General features: G+C 56.8%; 14 protein-coding genes. 7 read left to right on the forward strand and 7 right to left on the reverse strand.

The features are described 5' to 3' along the window. Positions 1-6 precede the first annotated feature (6 nt). Complete coding sequence (locus tag N7D90_RS06615) at positions 7-1,353, reverse strand: class II 3-deoxy-7-phosphoheptulonate synthase (RefSeq protein WP_261741411.1); 1,347 nt, start codon at positions 1,351-1,353, stop codon at positions 7-9. A 158-nt stretch (positions 1,354-1,511) separates the two neighbouring features. On the opposite strand from N7D90_RS06615, the gene N7D90_RS06620 reads away from it, so the two are divergent. Then, complete coding sequence (locus tag N7D90_RS06620) at positions 1,512-2,267, forward strand: spermidine synthase (RefSeq protein WP_261741412.1); 756 nt, start codon at positions 1,512-1,514, stop codon at positions 2,265-2,267. 371 nt (positions 2,268-2,638) lie between these two features. Continuing rightward, the gene (locus tag N7D90_RS06625; protein ID WP_261741413.1) at positions 2,639-4,312 is read left to right on the forward strand and encodes a DEAD/DEAH box helicase; all 1,674 of its coding nucleotides are present in this window, start codon (positions 2,639-2,641) and stop codon (positions 4,310-4,312) included. Between the two features lie 305 nt (positions 4,313-4,617). On the opposite strand, the gene N7D90_RS06630 is transcribed toward N7D90_RS06625, so the two are convergent. Continuing rightward, positions 4,618-5,385: a DODA-type extradiol aromatic ring-opening family dioxygenase gene (locus N7D90_RS06630; RefSeq protein WP_261741414.1), complete on the reverse strand. Its 768-nt coding sequence runs from the start codon at positions 5,383-5,385 to the stop codon at positions 4,618-4,620. Between the two features lie 101 nt (positions 5,386-5,486). Here N7D90_RS06630 and N7D90_RS06635 point away from each other — a divergent pair, with 101 nt between their 5' ends. After that, positions 5,487-6,146, forward strand: a complete 660-nt coding sequence (locus N7D90_RS06635) for a thiopurine S-methyltransferase (protein ID WP_261741415.1) — start codon at positions 5,487-5,489, stop codon at positions 6,144-6,146. Positions 6,147-6,207: 61 nt separating this feature from the next. Here the strand turns inward: N7D90_RS06635 and htpX are convergent, their stop codons facing one another. Both htpX and N7D90_RS06645 read right to left on the reverse strand, forming a co-directional pair. Next, a complete protein-coding gene (gene htpX, locus N7D90_RS06640; protein ID WP_003446575.1) occupies positions 6,208-7,095 on the reverse strand; it encodes a protease HtpX in 888 nt (295 codons plus the stop codon). Positions 7,096-7,409: 314 nt separating this feature from the next. After that, on the reverse strand, positions 7,410-8,621 hold the full coding sequence (locus N7D90_RS06645) for a pyridoxal phosphate-dependent aminotransferase (protein ID WP_261741416.1): 1,212 nt from the start codon (positions 8,619-8,621) through the stop codon (positions 7,410-7,412). Between the two features lie 222 nt (positions 8,622-8,843). Here N7D90_RS06645 and msrB point away from each other — a divergent pair, with 222 nt between their 5' ends. Together msrB and N7D90_RS06655 are read left to right on the forward strand one after the other, a co-directional pair. Continuing rightward, positions 8,844-9,239: a peptide-methionine (R)-S-oxide reductase MsrB gene (msrB, locus tag N7D90_RS06650; RefSeq protein ID WP_261741417.1), complete on the forward strand. Its 396-nt coding sequence runs from the start codon at positions 8,844-8,846 to the stop codon at positions 9,237-9,239. A 17-nt stretch (positions 9,240-9,256) separates the two neighbouring features. Next, complete coding sequence (locus N7D90_RS06655) at positions 9,257-9,742, forward strand: glutathione peroxidase (RefSeq protein ID WP_261741418.1); 486 nt, start codon at positions 9,257-9,259, stop codon at positions 9,740-9,742. A 179-nt stretch (positions 9,743-9,921) separates the two neighbouring features. On the opposite strand, the gene N7D90_RS06660 is transcribed toward N7D90_RS06655, so the two are convergent. After that, positions 9,922-12,237 carry a response regulator gene (locus tag N7D90_RS06660; protein ID WP_261741419.1) on the reverse strand — a complete coding sequence of 772 codons (2,316 nt, stop codon included), beginning with the start codon at positions 12,235-12,237 and terminating at the stop codon, positions 9,922-9,924. Positions 12,238-12,413: 176 nt separating this feature from the next. Here N7D90_RS06660 and N7D90_RS06665 point away from each other — a divergent pair, with 176 nt between their 5' ends. Together N7D90_RS06665 and N7D90_RS06670 are read left to right on the forward strand one after the other, a co-directional pair. Continuing rightward, positions 12,414-13,307: an ATP-binding protein gene (locus N7D90_RS06665; RefSeq protein ID WP_261741420.1), complete on the forward strand. Its 894-nt coding sequence runs from the start codon at positions 12,414-12,416 to the stop codon at positions 13,305-13,307. Next, positions 13,300-13,782, forward strand: a complete 483-nt coding sequence (locus tag N7D90_RS06670) for a GAF domain-containing protein (RefSeq protein WP_261741421.1) — start codon at positions 13,300-13,302, stop codon at positions 13,780-13,782. Before N7D90_RS06665 ends, N7D90_RS06670 begins: the two co-directional genes overlap by 8 nt. Here N7D90_RS06670 and N7D90_RS06675 read toward each other — a convergent pair. Next, positions 13,779-16,736: an HD domain-containing phosphohydrolase gene (locus N7D90_RS06675; RefSeq protein WP_261741422.1), complete on the reverse strand. Its 2,958-nt coding sequence runs from the start codon at positions 16,734-16,736 to the stop codon at positions 13,779-13,781. The two genes, N7D90_RS06670 and N7D90_RS06675, sit on opposite strands and share 4 nt — an antisense overlap. A 98-nt stretch (positions 16,737-16,834) precedes the next feature. Beyond that, complete coding sequence (locus N7D90_RS06680; protein WP_261741423.1) at positions 16,835-20,458, reverse strand: transporter substrate-binding domain-containing protein; 3,624 nt, start codon at positions 20,456-20,458, stop codon at positions 16,835-16,837. Positions 20,459-20,465: the final 7 nt, after the last annotated feature.

The following is a 20,465-nucleotide window of genomic DNA, read 5'->3' on the forward strand; positions in this document are numbered from 1 at the left end:
AGGGGGTCAGCGTTTGACCTGTTTCAACGTCTCGGCAATCAAAAACGCCAGTTCCAGCGACTGATCGGCGTTCATGCGCGGGTCGCAGTGGGTGTGGTAGCGGTCCGACAGGCCGTCTTCGGTAATCGGGTTGGCGCCGCCGATGCACTCGGTGACGTTCTGCCCGGTCATCTCGATGTGAATCCCGCCTGCGTAGCTGCCTTCAGCCTCGTGGACCTGGAAGAACTGCTTCACCTCGCCAAGGATCTGCGCGAAATCGCGGGTCTTGTAGCCGCTGCTGGCCTTGATGGTATTAGCGTGCATCGGGTCGCAGCTCCACAGCACTTGCTTGCCTTCGCCCTCTACGGCGCGGATCAATTGCGGCAAGTGATCGCCCACCTTGTCGGCGCCCATGCGCACGATCAGGTTGAGGCGGCCCGGATCGTTGTCCGGGTTGAGGATGTCGATCAGACGGATCAAGTCCTCGTTATTCATGCTCGGGCCAACCTTGACCCCGATCGGGTTGTTGACCCCGCGCAGGAACTCGACGTGGGCGCCGTCGAGTTGGCGCGTGCGGTCGCCGATCCACAGCATGTGTGCCGAGCAATCGTAGTAATCGTTGGTCAAGCTGTCGCGGCGCACGAAGGCTTCTTCGTAGTTCAGCAGCAGTGCTTCGTGGGCAGTGAAGAAGCTGGTTTCGCGCAATTGTGGCGAGCTGTCCATGCCGCAGGCGCGCATAAAGGCCAGGGTCTCGTCGATGCGATTGGCCAGCTGGCTGTATTTCTCAGCCAGGGCTGAGTTGGCAATAAAGTCCAGGTTCCACTTGTGTACCTGATGCAGGTCGGCAAAGCCGCCCTGGGCAAAGGCGCGCAGTAGGTTCAGCGTGGCAGTGGACTGGTGATAGGACTGCAGCAAACGCTCCGGGTCGGGTACCCGGCTTTTTTCATCGAAGCCGATGCCGTTGACGATATCGCCGCGATAGGCCGGCAGTGTCACGCCGTTGATCGTTTCGTCATTGGCTGAGCGCGGCTTGGCGAATTGCCCGGCCATGCGGCCGACCTTGACCACCGGGCAGCCTGCCGCGAAGGTCATGACAATGGCCATTTGCAGCAGGACCTTGAAGGTGTCGCGAATTTTTGCCGCTGAAAACTCCGCAAAGCTTTCGGCGCAATCGCCGCCCTGAAGTAAAAACGCCCGACCTTGAGTGACTTCGGCAAACTGTCGGCGCAGTTCGCGGGCTTCTCCGGCAAATACCAGTGGCGGGTAACTGGCCAGGCTTTGCTCGACGCGCAGCAGGTGGGCCGCGTCAGGGTAGTGGGGTTGTTGCTGGATCGGCAGGGCGCGCCAGCTGTCAGGGGTCCAGATTGGGCTCATCGCAGACTCTAGTATTTGTAGGGGGTGGCCCATGTTAGCAGCAATTAGTGCGTGACCTGTCGCGCTGCAATGGCCGACAATCGCGCCTTTGCGCTCGACACCGAGTGGTTGTTTTTTACAGCGTTGCGGGGAGTACCGGAGCGCGGCAAGGAGAGGAAATGTCTGAGGAGCGCGTAGAGCGTCTGCTCGCTGAAGTCCATGATGACTTCGGCATGATTCGAGTGCTGGAGGTGGCTGACTACCGTTTCCTCGAATTTGGCGATGCGATCGAGCAAAGTTGCGTATTCACCGCTGATCCCAGCTGGCTGGAATACGACTACACCCGCGCCATGTTGATCGGTGCGCTGTGCCATGAGGCTCCCGAGAGCGCGTTGTTCCTGGGCCTTGGTGCCGGAACCCTGACACAGGCTTGCCTCAAGTTCTTGCCTCTTGAAGACGTCGAAGCCATTGAGCTGCGCCCGGATGTGCCACGCCTGGCCATTGAGTATCTGGGCCTGGACGATGATCCGCGGCTGTATATCCGCATTGGCGACGCGCTCGAACTGTTGGACAGCGCCGAATCTGCGGACCTGATCTTTGTTGACCTTTATAACGACTTGGGGCCCGCCACTGGTCACCTGGCGTGGACATTCCTCGAAAGCTGTCAGAAAAAGCTCTCCCCCAACGGCTGGCTCATCATCAATCAATGGGCCACCGATGACGGCAAGCCGCTGGGCGCTGCCTTGCTGCGCGGCCTGTATCACCGCCATTATTGGGAGCTGCCAGTTAAAGAGGGTAATGTCATTCTGATGGTGCCGGCCGATCTTGAGCAGACGCTGGATATCGACGCGCTGACCGCTCGGGCACAGGCTCTGGCGCCGCGTTTGGGCTATTCGCTGGAGTCGCTGATCAAGGCGATTCGCCCTGCGACCTGATGCCCAAGGATGAAACGTTTTAGCGTCTGCCCCAGAGCCATCAGGCATTAAACGTTTTTTTGCGCACGAAAATATCGTTAAAGCCCGGTCTATAGAGGGGTACAGACGATTGTGCCCCAAAAAAACGCTTCTTTTTTTTGATAAATCCGGTATAGTGCGCGCCGGCCTTTAGCCGGGCCACGTTTAGGTGTCGCATTTCCCGAAGCACGCTTCGGCTGCTCGTCCGTTTCGCGGACAACCCCTGAACGCTCCATTCATTTAACGTTTTCGCAAATCCCCGCCGACAAAGCAGCCAGGGCGACTCTTGAGTCTTACACGGCATGCGCAGCTTTGGAGCATGGGTCTTTGCGGATGCACTTAGAGGCAGACCCATGACCCAGGAAACCGGCGGCTTCGCCGCTTTTAATCTTAATCCGAACATTCTTGCAGCTGTCATCGCGACTGGCTACGAAGAACCTTCGGCTATTCAGCATCAATCGATCCCGATCATTATGGCCGGTCACGACATGATTGGTCAGGCGCAAACCGGTACGGGTAAAACCGCCGCGTTCGCACTGCCGATCCTGCACCGCATCGATCCTGCTAAGCGCGAGCCGCAAGCCCTGATCCTGGCGCCAACCCGTGAGTTGGCGCTGCAAGTAGCAACCGCTTTCGAAACCTACGCCAAGCAAATGCCTGGTGTTACCGTTGTGGCCGTTTACGGCGGCGCCCCTATGGGTCCACAACTGAAAGCAATCCGTAATGGCGCACAGATCGTTGTCGCCACTCCGGGCCGTCTGTGCGACCACCTGCGTCGTGACGAAAAAGTACTGTCGACCGTGAACCACCTGGTTCTGGACGAAGCTGACGAAATGTTGAAACTGGGTTTCATGGACGATCTTGAAGTTATCTTCAAGGCTCTGCCTCCAACCCGTCAGACCGTATTGTTCTCGGCAACCTTGCCGCAGTCGATCCGTGCCATTGCTGAACGCCATCTGCGCGATCCGCAACACGTGAAGATCCAGACCAAGACTCAGACCGTTACCGCGATCGAACAGGCTCACCTGTTGGTTCACGCTGACCAGAAGACCTCGGCTGTATTGAGCCTGCTGGAAGTTGAAGATTTCGACGCCCTGATCATGTTCGTACGCACCAAGCAAGCGACCCTGGATCTGGCCAGCGCCCTTGAAGCCAAAGGCTATAAAGCTGCTGCGCTGAACGGTGACATTGCCCAGAACCAGCGTGAGCGCGTAATCGAATCCCTCAAGGATGGCCGTCTGGACATCGTTGTGGCGACCGACGTTGCTGCTCGTGGTCTTGATGTTCCACGTATCACTCACGTGTTCAACGTTGACATGCCTTACGATCCAGAGTCCTACGTTCACCGTATCGGCCGTACTGGCCGTGCAGGTCGCGAAGGTCGCGCACTGCTGCTGGTAACTCCTCGCGAGCGCCGCATGCTGCAAGTGATCGAGCGTGTAACCGGTCAGAAAGTTGCTGAAGTCCGCCTGCCGGATGCCCAAGCTGTTCTCGATGCTCGCATCAAGAAGTTGACCAACAGCCTGACACCTCTGGTAGGTGACGCTGAATCGACTCACGGTGATCTGCTGGATCGCCTGATTGCCGATATCGGTTGCAGCCCGCGTGCTCTGGCCGCTGCTCTGCTGCGCAAAGCAACCAATGGTCAGGCTCTGACTCTGGCTGCGATCGAACGCGACCGTCCACTGGTGCCTAACAGCGCACCGCGTGAGCGTTCGTCCGAGCGTACTGGCGACCGTCCGGACCGTGGCGATCGTGAGCGTCGTGCTCCGGTTCCATTGGCCGAAGGCCGTGCTCGTTGCCGTACCGCGCTGGGTGCGCGTGATGGTATCGCTGCCAAGAACCTGCTGGGCGCTATCCTCAACGAGGGTGGCCTGGCTCGTGAAGCTATCGGTCGCATCCAGGTGCGTGACAGCTTCAGCCTGGTAGAACTGCCGGAAGTAGGTCTGGAAAGTTTGCTGGCCAAACTGAAAGACACCCGCGTTGCTGGCAAGCAGCTGAAGCTGCGTCGCTACCGCGAAGATTAATTACAGCTTGCTGTGATTGATCGCTAAAAAAATCCCCGACTGGTTCGGGGATTTTTTTTGTCTGCAATTCCACGAAAAAACCAGCCCTTTGAGGAGGGGCTCCCGTAGCAGTTGCCGAAGGAACGAGGCTACGTTCGGTTGCGTAGCGACCGTAAATCCTGAGTCCGGGATTTGTCTGATCTGTAGGGGTGTCAGATTTTTCGACGGCTTCGCCGCCGGACGTAGCCTCGTTCCTTCGGCAACTGCTACGCAAGTGTTTTGCATAGCAATATCGATTCGTCCGGTAGGTTTTGCGTTGCACCAAACTAACCAAATTTATAGATATCCATCCCCAGCGCGCCCAACGTCCAGCCTTGGTGCGCGATGCTGAACGGGCCGCCTGCGCCGCGGGCGAAGTACAGTGGTAGCAGGTGTTCATCGCTGGGATGGTTTTTGGCTGCAAAAGGCGCCTGTTTTCGATAGTCGTGCAGCGCCGTCTGATCATCAGCGGCGAGCTTTTCGATCATCCAGTCACGAAAGGCCTTGGCCCAAGGTTCTATGCTCTCGGGGCCTGCATGCCAGTCGAGTTCGCGCAGGTTGTGGGTGATGCTGCCCGAGCCGATGATCAGGATGTCTTCGCTGCGCAATGCGGCCAGTGCCCGCCCGACCTCTGTCTGGGCCATCGGGCCCAGCTGGCTTGGCAGTGAAATCTGTACCACAGGGATATCGGCTGCCGGGTACATTAGCGACAACGGCACCCAGGCGCCGTGGTCGAAAGGCCGTTTGGCGTCCAGTCGGGCCGGTAAACCGTGGTCTGCCAGCAGTTGCACAATCCGGGCCGCCAGCGCCGGTTCGCCGGGGGCGGGGTATTGCACGGCAAACAGCGCAGGCGGGAAGCCCCCAAAGTCATGCCAGGTCTCGGGGGCCGGGTTGCTGGCGACCCGCAGATCGGTGCTTTCCCAGTGCGCGGAAACCAGCACAATGGCTTTTGGACGAGGCAGCTCGGTTGCCAGGCGCTTGAGCGCCGGGCCACTAGCGCCCGGTTCCAGTGCCAGCATTGGCGAACCGTGGGAGATAAACAGGCTGGGAAGCATGAAAGACGTCCTCAAGGTTAAGATGTGTCATCTTCATCCTGATCATTGATCTAAATCCAATATAAGTTTTAGTGCTTATCTATCGAATTTAAAGGTGAATCATGCAGCCCGAATTTTGGCACGACCGCTGGGACCGCAATCAGATCGGCTTTCACCTGCAGCAGGTCAATCCTTACCTTCAGCGTCTGTGGGGCAAGCTTGAGCTGGCGCCGGGCGGTCGTGTGCTGGTGCCGTTATGCGGTAAAAGCCTGGATATGAGTTGGTTGGCGGCCAATGGCTTTGAAGTGTTGGGCATAGAGCTGACACAGACGGCCGTGGAGCAGTTTTTCAGCGAACAGCAGGTCGAGCCACAGATTCGTCAGCAGGGTGCCTTCAAGGTGTACGAGGCGGGCCCGGTGACGATCTTGTGCGGTGATGTCTTTGCCCTGACCGCGACCGATGTCGCTTCCTGTGTGGGGCTGTACGACCGGGCGGCGATGATCGCATTCCCGCCCGAGATGCGTGCAGCCTACGCTCGGCATCTGACGCAAATCCTTGCACCTGGTTGCCAGGGACTGTTGATTACTCTCGATTACGACCAGTCACAGATGAAAGGCCCGCCGTTTTCGGTGCCGGACGCCGAGGTGCAGAGCCTGCTGGCGTCTGCCTGGGCACTGGACATCATCGAGCAGCCGGATGTGCTGGATCAGGAGTGGAAGTTCCTCAAGGGCGGCGTTACGCGTCTGGTGGAGCGGGTGTATAGCCTGAAAAAAACCGCCTGACCCACAATGCGGACACAAAAAAGGGCGACCGTAGTCGCCCTTTTTTGTGTTTGCCGTGGAGTTAACCGCGGCGACGCAGTGCATCGATACGTTCTTCCAGAGGCGGGTGGCTCATGAACATCCGCGCCAGGCCTTGCTTGAGGCCGCCGTTGATGCCGAAAGCCGCCATGGTGTCCGGCATGTGCACCGGCAGGCCCTGCTCGGAGCGCAAGCGCTGCAGGGCGCTGATCATGGCCGCTGTGCCTGCAAGCTGGGCACCGGCTTCGTCAGCCCGGAACTCACGTTTGCGCGAGAACCACATCACAATGGCGCTGGCCAGGAAGCCCAGAACCAGTTCGGCAAAGATGGTTGCGACGTAGTAGGCAATACCGCGACCTTCGTCGTTTTTGAACACCACCTTGTCGACAAAGTTGCCGATGATACGGGCGAAGAACATCACGAAGGTGTTCACCACGCCCTGCACCAGTGCCAGGGTGACCATGTCCCCGTTGGCTACGTGGCCGATTTCGTGAGCCAGTACCGCTTTCACTTCATCGGGCGAAAAGCGTTCCAGCAAACCCTGGCTGACGGCGACCAATGCATCGTTTTTATTCCAGCCAGTGGCAAAGGCATTTGCTTCGTATGCGGGGAAAATCCCCACTTCAGGCATTTTGATCCCGGCTTCGCGGGACAATTGTTCAACGGTTTGCATCAACCATTGTTCATGACGAGTACGAGGCTGAGTGATCACCTGGGTGCTGGTGCTCATCTTCGCCATCCATTTGGAGATGAATAGCGAGAACAAAGACCCTGCGAAACCAAAGACCGCACAGAACACCAACAGCTGACTGAGGTTCAGATCAACCCCGTTGGCCGCCATGAACCCGTCAAAGCCAAACAGGCTCAGGGTGATGCTGGCTATCAGCACGACCGCCAGGTTAGTGGCCAAAAACAGCAGAATGCGCATCATGGTTGTAAGAATCTCCTCGTCTTAGGGGTGTTGCCGTATGCGGGTATATAAGGTGCTGCCTCAGGCTATTCAACCGAGTGACTATTTCAAACTGTGTCCTACAGCCTGATTCTAGACGCCTACTGGTTATTTCCTAATACAGATCGACTTTATTTCGAACCGAAAGGTTCATCTAAACCCCGTAAATACAAGGGATTGCCCGGTTTAGAGGTGAGTGTGGCGGTAGAGGAGGGAGGTGTGCGAGCAAAAGTGAAAAATGTTTCAGTAGACACATGCTGTGCGACTTTTCATTGGTCGCACAGCATATAAAGAAACTACTGACGGTAAGTCTTCAGGAAGTTACCGATCCGGCCGATGGCCATTTCCAGCTCGTCGACACGGGGCAGGGTAACGACGCGGAAGTGGTCGGGCCACGGCCAGTTGAACGCCGTGCCTTGAACCACCAGCAGTTTTTCCGAGAGCAGGAGATCGAGCACGAATTTTTCATCGTTGAGGATCGGGCACACTTTCGGGTCGATACGCGGAAACGCATACAGCGCACCCATTGGCTTCACGCAGCTGACGCCGGGGATGTCGTTGAGCAGCTCCCATGTGCGGTTGCGCTGCTCCAGCAAGCGGCCGTTCGGCAGGACCAGATCATTGATGCTCTGGTAACCGCCCAGTGCAGTCTGAATGGCGTGCTGGCTGGGTACGTTGGCACACAGGCGCATGTTGGCCAGCATGTCGATGCCTTCGATGTAGCTTTGGGCGTTTTGCTTTGGCCCGGAGATGGCGATCCAACCCGAGCGGAAGCCTGCGATCCGGTAAGACTTGGACAAGCCATTGAAGGTCAGGCACAGCAGGTCCGGCGCCAGCGATGCGGTACAAATGTGTACGGCGTCGTCGTAAAGAATTTTGTCGTAGATCTCGTCCGAGAACACGACCAGATTGTGCTGGCGTGCAATCTCCAGCATGCCCAGCAATACTTCCTTGGAATACACCGCGCCCGTTGGGTTGTTCGGGTTGATGATGACCATGGCTTTGGTGTTGGGCGTGATCCTGGCTTTTATATCGGCCAGGTCAGGCCACCAGTTGGCCTGCTCGTCGCACAGGTAGTGCACCGGATGACCGCCGGCCAGCGTTACAGCGGCAGTCCATAGCGGGTAGTCGGGGGCCGGCACCAGCACTTCGTCGCCATTGTTAAGCAACGCTTGCAGCGACATCACGATCAGCTCGGACACGCCGTTGCCCAGGTAGATGTCTTCAATGCCGACACCTTCTACCTGTTTTTGCTGGTAGTACTGCATCACCGCCTTGCGTGCGCTGAACAGACCCTTGGAATCGCTGTAGCCCTGGGAAGTTGGCAGGTTGCGGATCACGTCCTGAAGGATTTCGTCCGGCGCTTCAAAACCAAAGGGTGCCGGGTTGCCGATATTCAGCTTGAGGATGCGCTGGCCTTCCTCCTCCAGACGCTTGGCGTGCTTGAGCACTGGGCCGCGAATGTCATAACAGACGTTGGCGAGCTTGTTTGATTTGCTGACCTGCATGGCGATGTGATCCCGAAAATGAACGATCCAGGCAATGTGATAACCACGGCTCTGGGGAATTCTGTGTTTTCACACAGTGGCAAACACCGCTTAGCTTCAAGAATCCGTTTGAATGCAGCTAGGGCGGGTGCCAGACTGGCGTTTAACGAGGCGCAATCATACGTGCCACCCGACCCCTGGAAAAGCCACTGGTCGGGGTTTTTCAGTTGCAGAGGCAGAACCATGGAAAAGTTGAACAAAACCCTGGACGAATGGAAGGCGATGCTCGATCCGGAGCAATACAACGTGTGCCGTCTTAAAGGCACCGAGCGGCCGTTTTCGGGTAAATACAACGCGACTAAAACTGACGGCGTTTATCACTGTATTTGCTGCAATGAGCCGTTGTTTGACTCCAGTGCAAAGTTTGATTCCGGCTGCGGCTGGCCGAGTTTTTATCAACCGATTGGCGACAGTGCGATGGTCGAAATCCGTGACGTCAGCCACGGCATGGTGCGTACCGAAGTGGTCTGCGCCAAGTGCGATGCGCATTTGGGCCATGTGTTTCCCGATGGCCCACCACCGACCGGGCTGCGCTACTGCATCAACTCGGTATGCCTGGACCTGGTTCCCCGCGACTGAATTTTTGAGGCACGGTCATGAACGACAACCTGCTCGATATTGCGTGCACCACTCTTGGCGGCGAGCCGAAAACCCTGGCGGACTACGCGGGCAAGGCGTTGCTGGTGGTCAATACGGCCAGCAAATGTGGCTTTACCCCGCAGTACAAGGGGCTTGAAGCCTTGTGGCAGCAGTACAGGGATCAGGGGCTGGTGATTCTGGGCTTTCCGTGTAACCAGTTCGGCCAGCAGGAACCGGGTGACGAGGCGGCCATTTCCGAGTTCTGCGAGTTGAACTTTGGCGTGACGTTTCCACTGTTCAAAAAAATCGACGTCAATGGCAGCCAAGCGCACCCGCTGTTTGTCCAGCTGAAGAAACGCGCGCCGGGGCTGTTGGGTTCACAGAGGGTCAAGTGGAATTTCACCAAATTCCTGATCAGCGGCGACGGCAAAAGCGTCAAGCGTTATGCCCCGACCACCAAGCCTGAGGCGCTCAAGACGGATATTGAAGCGCTGCTTGGGTAGCGGTTACACCTGATTACGTAGCAGCTGGCGAAGGAACGAGGCTGCGTTCGGCGACGCAGTCGACGTAAACCCGAGAACTCTATGTATCTGAAACACCAAGGCTGAATGGTTTTACGACTGCTGCGCAGCCGAACGCAGCCTCGTTCCTTCGGCAGCTGCTACAGGTCTAGCGTTGTTTTTTACGCCTTTGGCGGCACCCAGGTGTCGATCAGGGCGGCGAGTTCTTCGCGCCGAAACGGTTTGGCCAGGTAGTCGTTCATCCCCGCCGAGCGGCAGCGCTCGCGTTCTTCGGGCATGGCGTTGGCCGTCAGCGCGACGATGGGCAATTTTGGCCAGCGTCCGCGGTGGCGAATTTGCCGAGTGGCTTCGTAGCCATCCATTACCGGCATATTGCAGTCCATCAGTACCAGATCAAACCCGTTCTGCTCCAACTGGCTCAGAGCTTCGCCGCCGTGGGCTGCAACCACCACCTCACATCCCAGTTTGCTCAACATGCCCTTGGCCACCAGTTGGTTGACCGGGTTGTCTTCGACCAGCAGTATCCGTGCGCGGTGCGCAACAGGTGTGCTGCTGGTTCGAGCGCCCGGGCTCTCCTGATCATCTCTTAGCAACAAGTGCTGCAAGGTTTTGTACAGGGCATAGCGCGAAAGAGGCCTGGCTTTTTGTTGCAGGGGCGCCAGTGCATTGACCTGGTCGCTGGGCATGAAGTTGCCGTAGGCGGTGACCAGCAGGATCGGTGCCGTGATGGCGGGTCGCAGGCCAAACAAGCATTCCGGACAGTCGGTGATCAACAGGTGCGGGTCGGTACCGGCCAGTGAGTCGTCCATGGAATAGCGTTTAAAGTCCACCCCCCAAAGCGGCAGATAGCTGCCGAGCAGTTCGCTCAGGCCGCTGCTCGCGGCACTCACAACCACCACCCGCCCGCATAGCGGGTTTAACGTGATGGCAGGGGTATGACAGGGTAAGGGCAGCTCGGCACAAAACTGGCTGCCAAAGCCGACTTCCGAACTGATGGTCAGTCGCCCCTGCATGACCTCACACAGGCTGTTGGTCAGTGCCAGCCCCAGCCCGGTGCCGCCAAACTGGCGAGTGATACCGGCTCCGGCCTGGGTGAAGGGCCTGAATATTCTGGCTTGGGCTTCCTGTGCGATCCCGATTCCGGTGTCACGCACTTCGATACATACCTGATCATTTTTCGCGCTCAGGCGCACATCGACCCGCCCGAACCGGGTGAACTTCAGTGCATTGGATAACAGATTGCTGACAATCTGGCGTACCCGGGTCGGGTCGCCCAGGACCAAGGCCGGGAAGTCCGGGTCGATCAAGCACGTCAGCTCTACGCTGGGCGCTGCGTTCTGCGATAACAGGTTGGCGGTATCTTCGATCAGGGTGCCCAGATCGAAGGCTATATGCTCCAGCTCCAGTTGGCCTGCGTCGAATTTTGACAGGTCGAGAATGTCATTCAGCAGTTCGACCAGGACCTTGCCCGAGTCGTGGGCAATCGACAGCTGCTGGTGTTGCTCGGCATTCAGCGGGCTGTCCAGACACAGTGCCAGCATCCCCAGCAAGCCATTGAGCGGCGTGCGTATTTCGTGGCTCATATTGGCCAGGAATGCCGACCGGGCCTGGGCCATTTCCAGTGCATTGCTGCGTGCCGCTTCCAGCTCTTCGTTGGAATGACGCAGTTGATCGTTAATCGCTTCCAGCTCCTGGGTACGCACCGAGACGATGTTTTCCAGTTGAGCCAGGTACTCGGTCAGGCGGTTCTCGGCGCGACGTCGATATTCCATCTCGCGGGTCATGGCCTCGAACTGCTGATTGGCGGTATTGACCAGCACCCCGATTTCATCGTCCTCGTGGCCGGGAGGGCAGTGCACCTTCGATTGCTCGGGGTCCCCCGGCTTGCTGTTGCTGATCTCACGAATGACGCGGACCAGGGGTTTGGTCAGCATCACGTAAAACAGGCCCAGGAGGATGAAAGTCAGAATGACACCGCGAATAAAACCGCTGAGTAGCGTGACTTCCGCCCGCTGCAAGAACCGCTTGCCAAAGGGGTAGGTATCCACCTCAAGGCGCAATTCGCCCATGCTGTGTTCGGGCAGGGTATTGAAGTACAGTCGCTGCGCAAATGAGCGGTTGGAACCAAACAGGAAATCGCTGAGCGCTCGATAGCGCCCTCTTTCAGGTTGATCCTGTACCGAGGCGAGGATCACGTTGTCACTGTCGGTGATCTGTGCGCTGATAATCGCCGGTGAGCGCAACAGACCCAGCAACAGCTCCTGGGCGAGCTCTGAATCCAGGTTGTAGGCAATGCGCGAAGCCGGGTTATGACTGATCTCTAGCAGTGACTGGATTTCGCGATCGATGGCTGCGTTTTCACTGGCATAATCAATGCCGATCTGCAGCAGGCTCAGCATGGCCCCTAGAACCAAACCGACCAGCACAGTCAGCTTTGCTTGTTTGAAAGACAGGCGCTGGGTGAGTTTTAGATCCATGGGGTGCTGCACCTGTTTCCATTTCCTTGCGGCGTGCAAGAGTAGTCGATTAGTGGGTTAACCGGCAGGCAAAACTGCGGTAAATATGGCTAACCAATTGAGTCATGACGTGGATGAGGGGTAAATGTCTACTCATGGCTATATGCCATCATTGTGTATCAGTCTGAGGAAATGTTGTGAATTCTAAACTGGATGCCTTTCTGGAGCGGGCCGAGGCAGTGCTTGCACGTCTGGAACCCCTGCTGCCCGCGCAGCGCGAATCGATTGAGTGGAACGACTGCCTGGCCGCCCGGTGGCAGCGCGAGGGTCGCTCAGGTTATCTGATGCCGCTGCAGGTCAGTCTCGAGATGCGCCTTACGGACCTGATTGGCGTCGATAAACAGCGTGATCAGTTGAGCCGCAACACTAAACAGTTCCTTGATGGTTTACCGGCCAACCATGCTCTGCTGTGGGGCTCACGGGGTACAGGCAAGTCTTCGATCATCCGGGCTCTGCTCGCTGAATATGCCGGGGCTGGCTTGCGCCTGATTGAAATCGAGCGCGATCACCTGGCCGACCTGCCGCGTGTGGTCGAGCAGCTGCAGGGTTTACCGCAGCGCTTTGTGCTGTTTTGCGATGATTTGTCCTTCGAAGCTGGCGAGAGTGATTACCGGGTACTGAAAAGTGTGCTTGATGGTTCGTTGGAGCAAGCGCCGGATAACGTTTTGCTCTACGCAACGTCAAACCGTCGCCACCTGGTGCCGGAAAAGGAAAGCGACAACGAAAACTGGAAGAACGTCGACGGTGAGCTGCACCCTAACGAGGCAGTGGAAGACAAGATCGCCTTGTCCGACCGTTTCGGTCTTTGGCTGTCTTTCTATCCATTTACTCAGGAACACTTTCTGAGTGTGGTCGAGCACTGGATTGACGTGCTGGCCAGCAAGGCCGGTTTGCAGTGGCAGCGCGACGAGGCGCTGGATATCCTGGCTGTGCGCTGGGCTACCGGGCGCGGCAACCGTAACGGTCGTTGCGCTTATCAGTTCGCGCGGTATTGGGTTGGTTTGAAATTGTTGGAGCAAGCGCATGATTGATTTGAACGCCACAGGTGCAGGCCTGGACGGCTACACCCTGTTACAGGCGCAGTTGGAGTCGTTGTTGGCAGATGAACGTGACTTTATTGCCAACGCAGCGCAGTTTTCGGCGTTTTTGTATCACCAGCTGGATGATCTGAACTGGGCCGGGTTTTACCTCAATCGCAATGAAGAGCTGGTGCTGGGCCCGTTCCAGGGGCAGATTGCCTGCGTGCGCATTCCCTTTGGGCGTGGCGTTTGCGGGGCTGCGGCAGCGAGCAGGCAAACACAGCGGGTAGAGGATGTGCACGCGTTTGCCGGGCATATTGCTTGCGACAGCGCCTCAAACAGTGAGTTGGTTGTTCCGCTGATCAAGGATGGCCGTCTGATCGGCGTTCTCGATCTGGACAGTCCAAGCATCGGCCGGTTTAGCGAGCAAGACCAGCAAGGGGTTGAAGCGCTGGCTGCGATCTTTTTGCGCCTGAGCGAGTGCTAAAACCCCGTCAGCCCGGCCTTTAGCATTAGCGCGTCGATATCAATCGAATCGATTTGCTGGGGGTCGAGAAACTGCTGGGCGTACTGCATATACACCTGTTCGTGCATGAATAGTGCGAACAGCTGCGGGTCAATATGAGCATCGCGGCACATGGTGGCCATGATGCTCAGCGCTTCACTTAACGTCTTGCTGCGTTTATAGGGGCGGTCCGAAGCAGTCAGTGCTTCGAAAATATCGGCAATCGCCATCATCCGTGACTCCAGGCTCATCTCCTCACGCTTCAAGCGTTTTGGATAACCGCTGCCGTCCATTTTTTCGTGATGGCCTCCCGCGATTTCAGTAATGTTGCTCAAGTAACCAGGCAACGGCAGGCTGCTGAGCATAAGGATGGTTTGAACGATGTGATTGTTGATGATGTAGCGTTCTTCGCCGGTCAAAGTGCCGCGTTTAATGCTCAAGTTGTGCAACTCGCCCCGGTTGAACTTGTATTGCGGTACGTCGAGTTTGAAGCCCCAGGGGTTTTCTGGCGCAATCACGTCGGCTTCGGGGCGATGAAACAGGTGCTCGGGTTTGTCGGCCAGCAACTTTTCCGTAACCGGCAGGTCTTGCTCCTCGCGGGTGGACTGGCGTTTGTTTTCTTCCCAGGAGACTCCCAGGCGATCATCCAGAGTTCGGCTCCAGGTACGCAGGGAAATAACGTCCAAACGCTCAAGATCAGCCTCCAGCATGGCCTCGCCACCTAGATTGCAGCGGGCGACGAAGCTGAAGTCGTCATCCAGCGCCGCCAAGCTGGTATCGCGCAGTTCTGCCAGCTGTTGCTCGTTACCGCCCAAGGCGTGCGCTTGCCAGTAGTTGATCCACGTATCGCGTTTGAGCACTTCAAAGCGGGTACGGATCTCGTGAATACGGTCGTACAGAGTTTCAAGCTTGGTGGCTTTGTCGACTACGTACTCGGGCGTCGTGACTTTGCCGCAGTCATGTAGCCAGGCGGCGATGCGCAGGGCTTCCCATTGTTCATCCGTGGGGTTGTATTGCTCGAATGGTGGCTGCTGGTTCGCCGCGGCTGCTCGGGCCAGCATCAGAGTGAGGGTCGGAACCCGTTGGCAATGGCTGGCGGTATATGGGCTTTTGGCGTCGATAGCGCCCGCCAGCAGTTGAATCAATGCATCCAGCAATTGCTTTTGGTTGGCTTGCAGGCGCTGACTTTCAATCGCGACTGCGGCTGTGCCCGCCACAGCCTGGATAAAGGCCACCCGGTCAGCCTGCACGTTATCCTGTTCGACACTGGAGCCACTGTCGTTCAGCATCAGTACCAGAATGCCTACGGTTTCGCTGTGGCGGTTATGCAGGCGAATACCGATCACGTGGATACTGTGACTGTCCAGTGCTTGCATCACCGGTTGCAAATAGCCCGCCTGCTCAAAGTTGAACGCACGGGTAATACTGTCATTGCCTTGGCACAGAGCCCGCAGCCACTCCGGGCTCTGGCTGTCGTCAGGGTTCAGTGCAGTCTGTGGCAGGATTGTCAGGTCATGGGGCTGGCCATTGATGATCAATCCGTTAAGTTCCAGTTGCGTACTGTCGTTTTTTGTAAGGTAGATCAGGCTGGCCTGTGCCTGAGCGATCTTTAGGGTTTCAAACAGGACTGAATGCAATAAAGGTTCAAACCGGGTGTGCGCCGATAGGCTGGAGGTGATTTCAAAGAAGCTGGCGAGCGTTTCCTTCATACGCCCCATAGACGCCTCCAGCAGATCGATTTCGAGCACGGGCGACTGCTGCTTGAGCGGATAGCTGAAATCGAACCGCCGAATGGCATCGGCTTCGCGCACCAGTGCCTGCAAGGGCCTGACCAGCATTCGGGACGCCAGCCAGCCCAGTGGCAGGCACAGCAGCAGGATGGCCAGGGTCACTAGAGCACCTTGCCATCGCAGCTTGTAGGCATCGGCCAGCAGTTCGTCTTCCGGGATCATCATGGCCAGTTTCAAGCCATTGGAGCTGCCGTCGTTCACCTTGAGCGTCGAAACAATCCATTGGCGTTGGCCGTCGTTTAGACGTTGCTGCGCGTCGGCTCCATGACTCATCAGATAGCTTAGGGCCGGACTCAGCTCCGAGACTTTGGGCAGTTGCGTGGGATCCTTGGCGGTTAACAACTTGCTGATATCCGGATAAGCGACTGCACGGCCATCGTCACCGAACAAAACCAGTTGCGTACCGGGCGTAGCCTGATGCTTGGCGAGGATGCCTGATAACTCTGAAAGGGTTACGTCTGCCCCGAGCACCGTGTTTGCAGCGCTGCGTTTGGCTAACGTCGTGCCGACTTCGTGAGTGGTGAAAAACAAATAAGGTCGAGTGGTGGTTTGGTTGTTATCGGCTAGCGCCGGAATAAACCAGCTCCGGGCGCGAGGGTCATAGGTTTCATTGGGGATGCTTCGCTGTTCCAACAGTGCCATGGAGGCATCCAAAAACTGGATTTTTGACTCGACCGTGGCTTGTTGTGCAGAGCGGTTTATGGTCCAGGCCTGGTAGCTGGCTTGTGGTGGGGCTTGAACCTGGCGTCTGGTGGCCTGATCACGCAAGGCTCTGACGAGGAAAAAATTTCCGTTGTCATCTCCAATGTAGAGCGCTGCCAGCGTGGGGTTGTCTGCGAGTATTTGTCCAAAGGGTTGAAGCAGCCTGGTTCTAAACTCGACGTGATCCGTTGTGACATTTGGATTGAGGGCCAACAGGTTCAGTACATTACGTATCGGTTGATAGGCGTTCAGTAAGTCGAGTTGCACCACCTGCTCGATATGGCGAAACAGATCCTGGCTGCTGCCGAGAATAATGCGGGTTGTTTGCTGGTAGTTGAACACGCCCAGCACGGTGCCCAGCATGAGCAACAGAAATGTAAACATCGCACTAATGTGGACATGCAGCGGGAACTGATGCTTGTGGGCGTGCGCAGGGTTGCGCATGAGATGTTTCTCCGCAGATATCTGCGTGCTGGTGCCTGTAAGCATAGTTACTCCGGGCCAATGCGCTCTTTGATTGGCCCAGCGGCGCCAGGAGGGGCTCAGGTGCTGTTGGCCAGTTTCTCAAGTTGCAGGGTTAGTGCCTGCTCCAGCGTTTGCATGGCGGCTTTCACCTCATCACGAATCTGCCCGAGGTTCGAGAGGTTGGCGTGCTCCAGGGCTTCACAGTGCTTGATTAGGGCATGGGCTCCGACGATCCTGGCAGCGCCTTTGATCCGGTGAGCAATATCGACAAACGCTTGCAACTCCCCGTCGTCAGGTAGTTCAAGCAGCGCCACGAGATCCTCGCGGTTGCTGAGTAACAGCTCTTGCAGCAAACGTGTTGTGCGTGTTTCGTCGCGTCCTGAAAGCGAGTAGATGCATTCGACGCTGAACACCTCAGGGCAGATATTGAGCGGTTCAAGCGTGCTCAAGCGTTGACTCAAGAGGGTCAGACTAATGGGCTTGAACAGGCAGTCGTCCATCCCGGCCTGCTTGCAGCGCTGGCGCTCTTCAGGTTGGGCATTTGCGGTAAACCCCAGCACCGTGCATGGCTTTTGCTGCGAAGCCTGCTCGTGCTGGCGGATGGCGCGAGTCAGGTCATAACCGTTCATGATCGGCATGTTGCAGTCTGCAATGACCAGGTCGAACGCACCTGCTTTCCAGGTTTTCAGGCCTGCTGCACCATCGTGTTCGGTAATAAATCGATGCCCCAGGAATCCCAATTGTTGGCACATCAACAAACGATTGGCGGGGTGGTCATCCACCACCAGTACATTCAGTTGGCGAGCGGCCGGGGTGATTGTCGGCTCTTGCGTGGAGAGGGTCATGGCGGGCGCCAAAGCAGGTATTTTGAGGTTTATCTGCACCGTTGTACCGACGTTTGGCTGGCTGTTCAGTTCGAGGGTGCCGCCCATCATTTCGCACAGGCTGCGACAGATTACCAAGCCTAGACCTGCGCCATTGAGTGCCAGTTGGCCGCTGTTCTCAACTTGGGCAAAGGGTTCGAACAGTCGTGCCTGATCGCGGTCACTGATGCCAATGCCGGTGTCTGTAACGCTTAACTGAAGTTCAACCTGGTCAGGGGTAGTGACAGGCAGCAGATCGAGTTCGAGCGTCACCTGGCCGTGCAGGGTGAACTTGATCGCATTGCTGATCAGATTGGTCAGAATTTGCTTGAATCGAAGCGGGTCTATCAGTACATCGGGCGCATGGGTTTCAGGGTTGAATATCAGGCAGAGCGTGAGGTTTTTTTGTCGGGCCAGACCATCAAACACCCGGATCACGGAATTGGCCAGATAGCGCAGGTTGACCCGTTCCGGTGACAGGTTCAGCCGCCCGGATTCGATGCGGGCGATATCAAGGATGTCGCCAATCAACTCCAGCAGGTCTTTGGCCGAGTTGTAGGCAACTTCAATGGAGGGTCGGTCGAGATGTCCCTGATCGGCACGTTTCAAGGTGAGCTCAAGCAAACCGATAACGGCATTCATCGGCGTGCGGATTTCATGGCTCATGGTTGCCAGGAAGGTGCTTTTGGCTCGGTTGGCATCATCTGCCAGCTCTTTGGCGGTGCGCAGTTCATCCAGAAGCTGGCGGCGCTCACTGATATCAATCCAGCCGCCGATGATGCCCTGTACTTCGCCCAGCGAATCCCGGTAGGGGAGGATCCAGTGATAGATAGTGAGGTTTTTATCGCCAATCTTCAGCGGGCGATCAAGGATGAGCGGTGTGCCTTCACGCATGACACGCAGGTAATCGGCCTGATAATCGTGGGCTTCGCACTCATTGTTCAGAAGGCTGCAGGTTTGCATCACCGTTTTGCCTATGATCTCTTCGCGCTTGGCCGAAAAGGCGCTTAAGTAGCTGTCGTTACAGGTTTTCAGAATGCCTTGGCGATCACGCACATAAATTGGATGAGGCGTGCCATTGACCAGCGCTCGCATAAATTCGTACTGATCACTGAGTGCCCGTTCGGCGATTTTCCGCTGGCGAATCTGGCGCCGCATATAGGCATTCCAGATCAATGACAGCAACAGTAAAAGGCTGGTGCCAATAATGATCTGGTAAATCAGGCGGTGGTAGTTGCGCCAGTAGCTGTCAGTTGCCGGGACGTAGCCGCGCCAGCGACTGTTGATGATACCCAGTTCGTCAGGTGCAATGCTCAGTAGCGCCTTGTTGAGGATCGAGCTCAACTCGGTGGCACCGCGTGCGGTGGCGAGGGAAAACGTTGCAGGCTGAGTGCCAATGGTGGCGCTGATCTGCAACCGGTCCTGGAACACTTGTGAGGCCAGTAAGTAATTGGCGATCACCAGCGTGTTGACCGCACCTTGCACTTTTCCCTCGGCCAGCAGTTCTGTGGCGCGATAGATGTTCTCGGTTTCGATCAGTGTTATCTGCGGGTATTCACGGCGCAGGTAAGGGATCAGGGGGTTGCCTTGGGGCAGGGCCAGTTTTTTACCCGCCAGTTGCTCAAGATTTTTGGGGTGTTCATATTCTTTTGCCGTGAGCAGGACAAACGAGTTCACGAGGTAAGGGCGACTGAAATTGAGGGTGTCTTCCCGGGTAACAGACGGGCTGATGGCCGAGATGATGTCGGTTTCGTGCTGATTGATCATCTGGATCATGCTGCTGATGCTGTTCGCGTGCTGTATCTCGAAGCGCAGTCCGGTACGCAGGCGAATCATCTCCAGCAGATCGGCGGTAATGCCCCTGAAATTGCCGTTGGCATCAAAGAATGTCAGCGGTGCCAGGGTTTCGTTGACCACCACTTTTACCACCGGGTGCAGGGCCAGCCAGCGCTCTTCGCGTTCTGAAAGCTGCAATTTTTGATCGGACATTAAAATGTCACTGCCTGCGCTCCAGCGTTTGGCAATGCTTTCTTGCTCGCTGTCGGGCACGGCCTTGAGTGCCTGGTTGATGATGTCGAGCAGTTGCGTGTTGTCACGGCGTACGGCAAAGCTGAAACCATGGGCTTCGTGTTTGCCGAAGTTGGCCATTTTGATGTTCTTCAGATACCCCTTGTTGATCATGTAATGGGTCGACACCGTGTCCCCCAGAAACACATCGGCCTGATCGAATGCCACGGCATTAATAGCGTTTTGATAAGAGGGGTAGGACTGAATGATCGCATTGGGGTAAAGCGCCTTGACCTCATCCAGTGGCAGGTAATGGTAAACCATGCTTAAGCGCAAGCCAGCCAGGCCTTGGGAGAGCGAGCGTGTTTCACCCTCGCGGGTCACCAGTACAGGTTGGTCGATGGCATACGGTGTGGAGAGCAACAGGTTCTGGTTGGCGGCCTCAAAGCCATTTGAAGTACCCAGGAGGTCAATCCTGCCCTCTTCAAGGGCCTTGATGGCCGCGTCTCTGGTAGGGAAGCGCTGAACCTTGACCGATACGCTGAGGGCTCTAGCAAGAATGCCCAGGTAATCGGCTGTGAAGCCTTCATAGTCATGACCGCTGTCGGTCATGTCGAAGGGAGGATAGTCCGCAGTGGAGGTGCCAACCTGGAGTTCGCGTTTTTCCCGCAGCCAGTGACGTTGGGTTTTATCCAGAGGTACTTCCATGTGATAGGTGCCCGAGCGGCTGAGCAATGAAAATGTTTCAGTGCGGGTTGGCTCGGCAAACACGGGCATGCACAGGATTAATCCTGCGAGCAGTGATAGATATTTGTTTAACCGCGTGGGCATCCTATTT

The sequence above is a fragment of the Pseudomonas fragi genome (genome assembly GCF_025426255.1).
Lineage (GTDB): Bacteria > Pseudomonadota > Gammaproteobacteria > Pseudomonadales > Pseudomonadaceae > Aquipseudomonas > Aquipseudomonas kulmbachensis.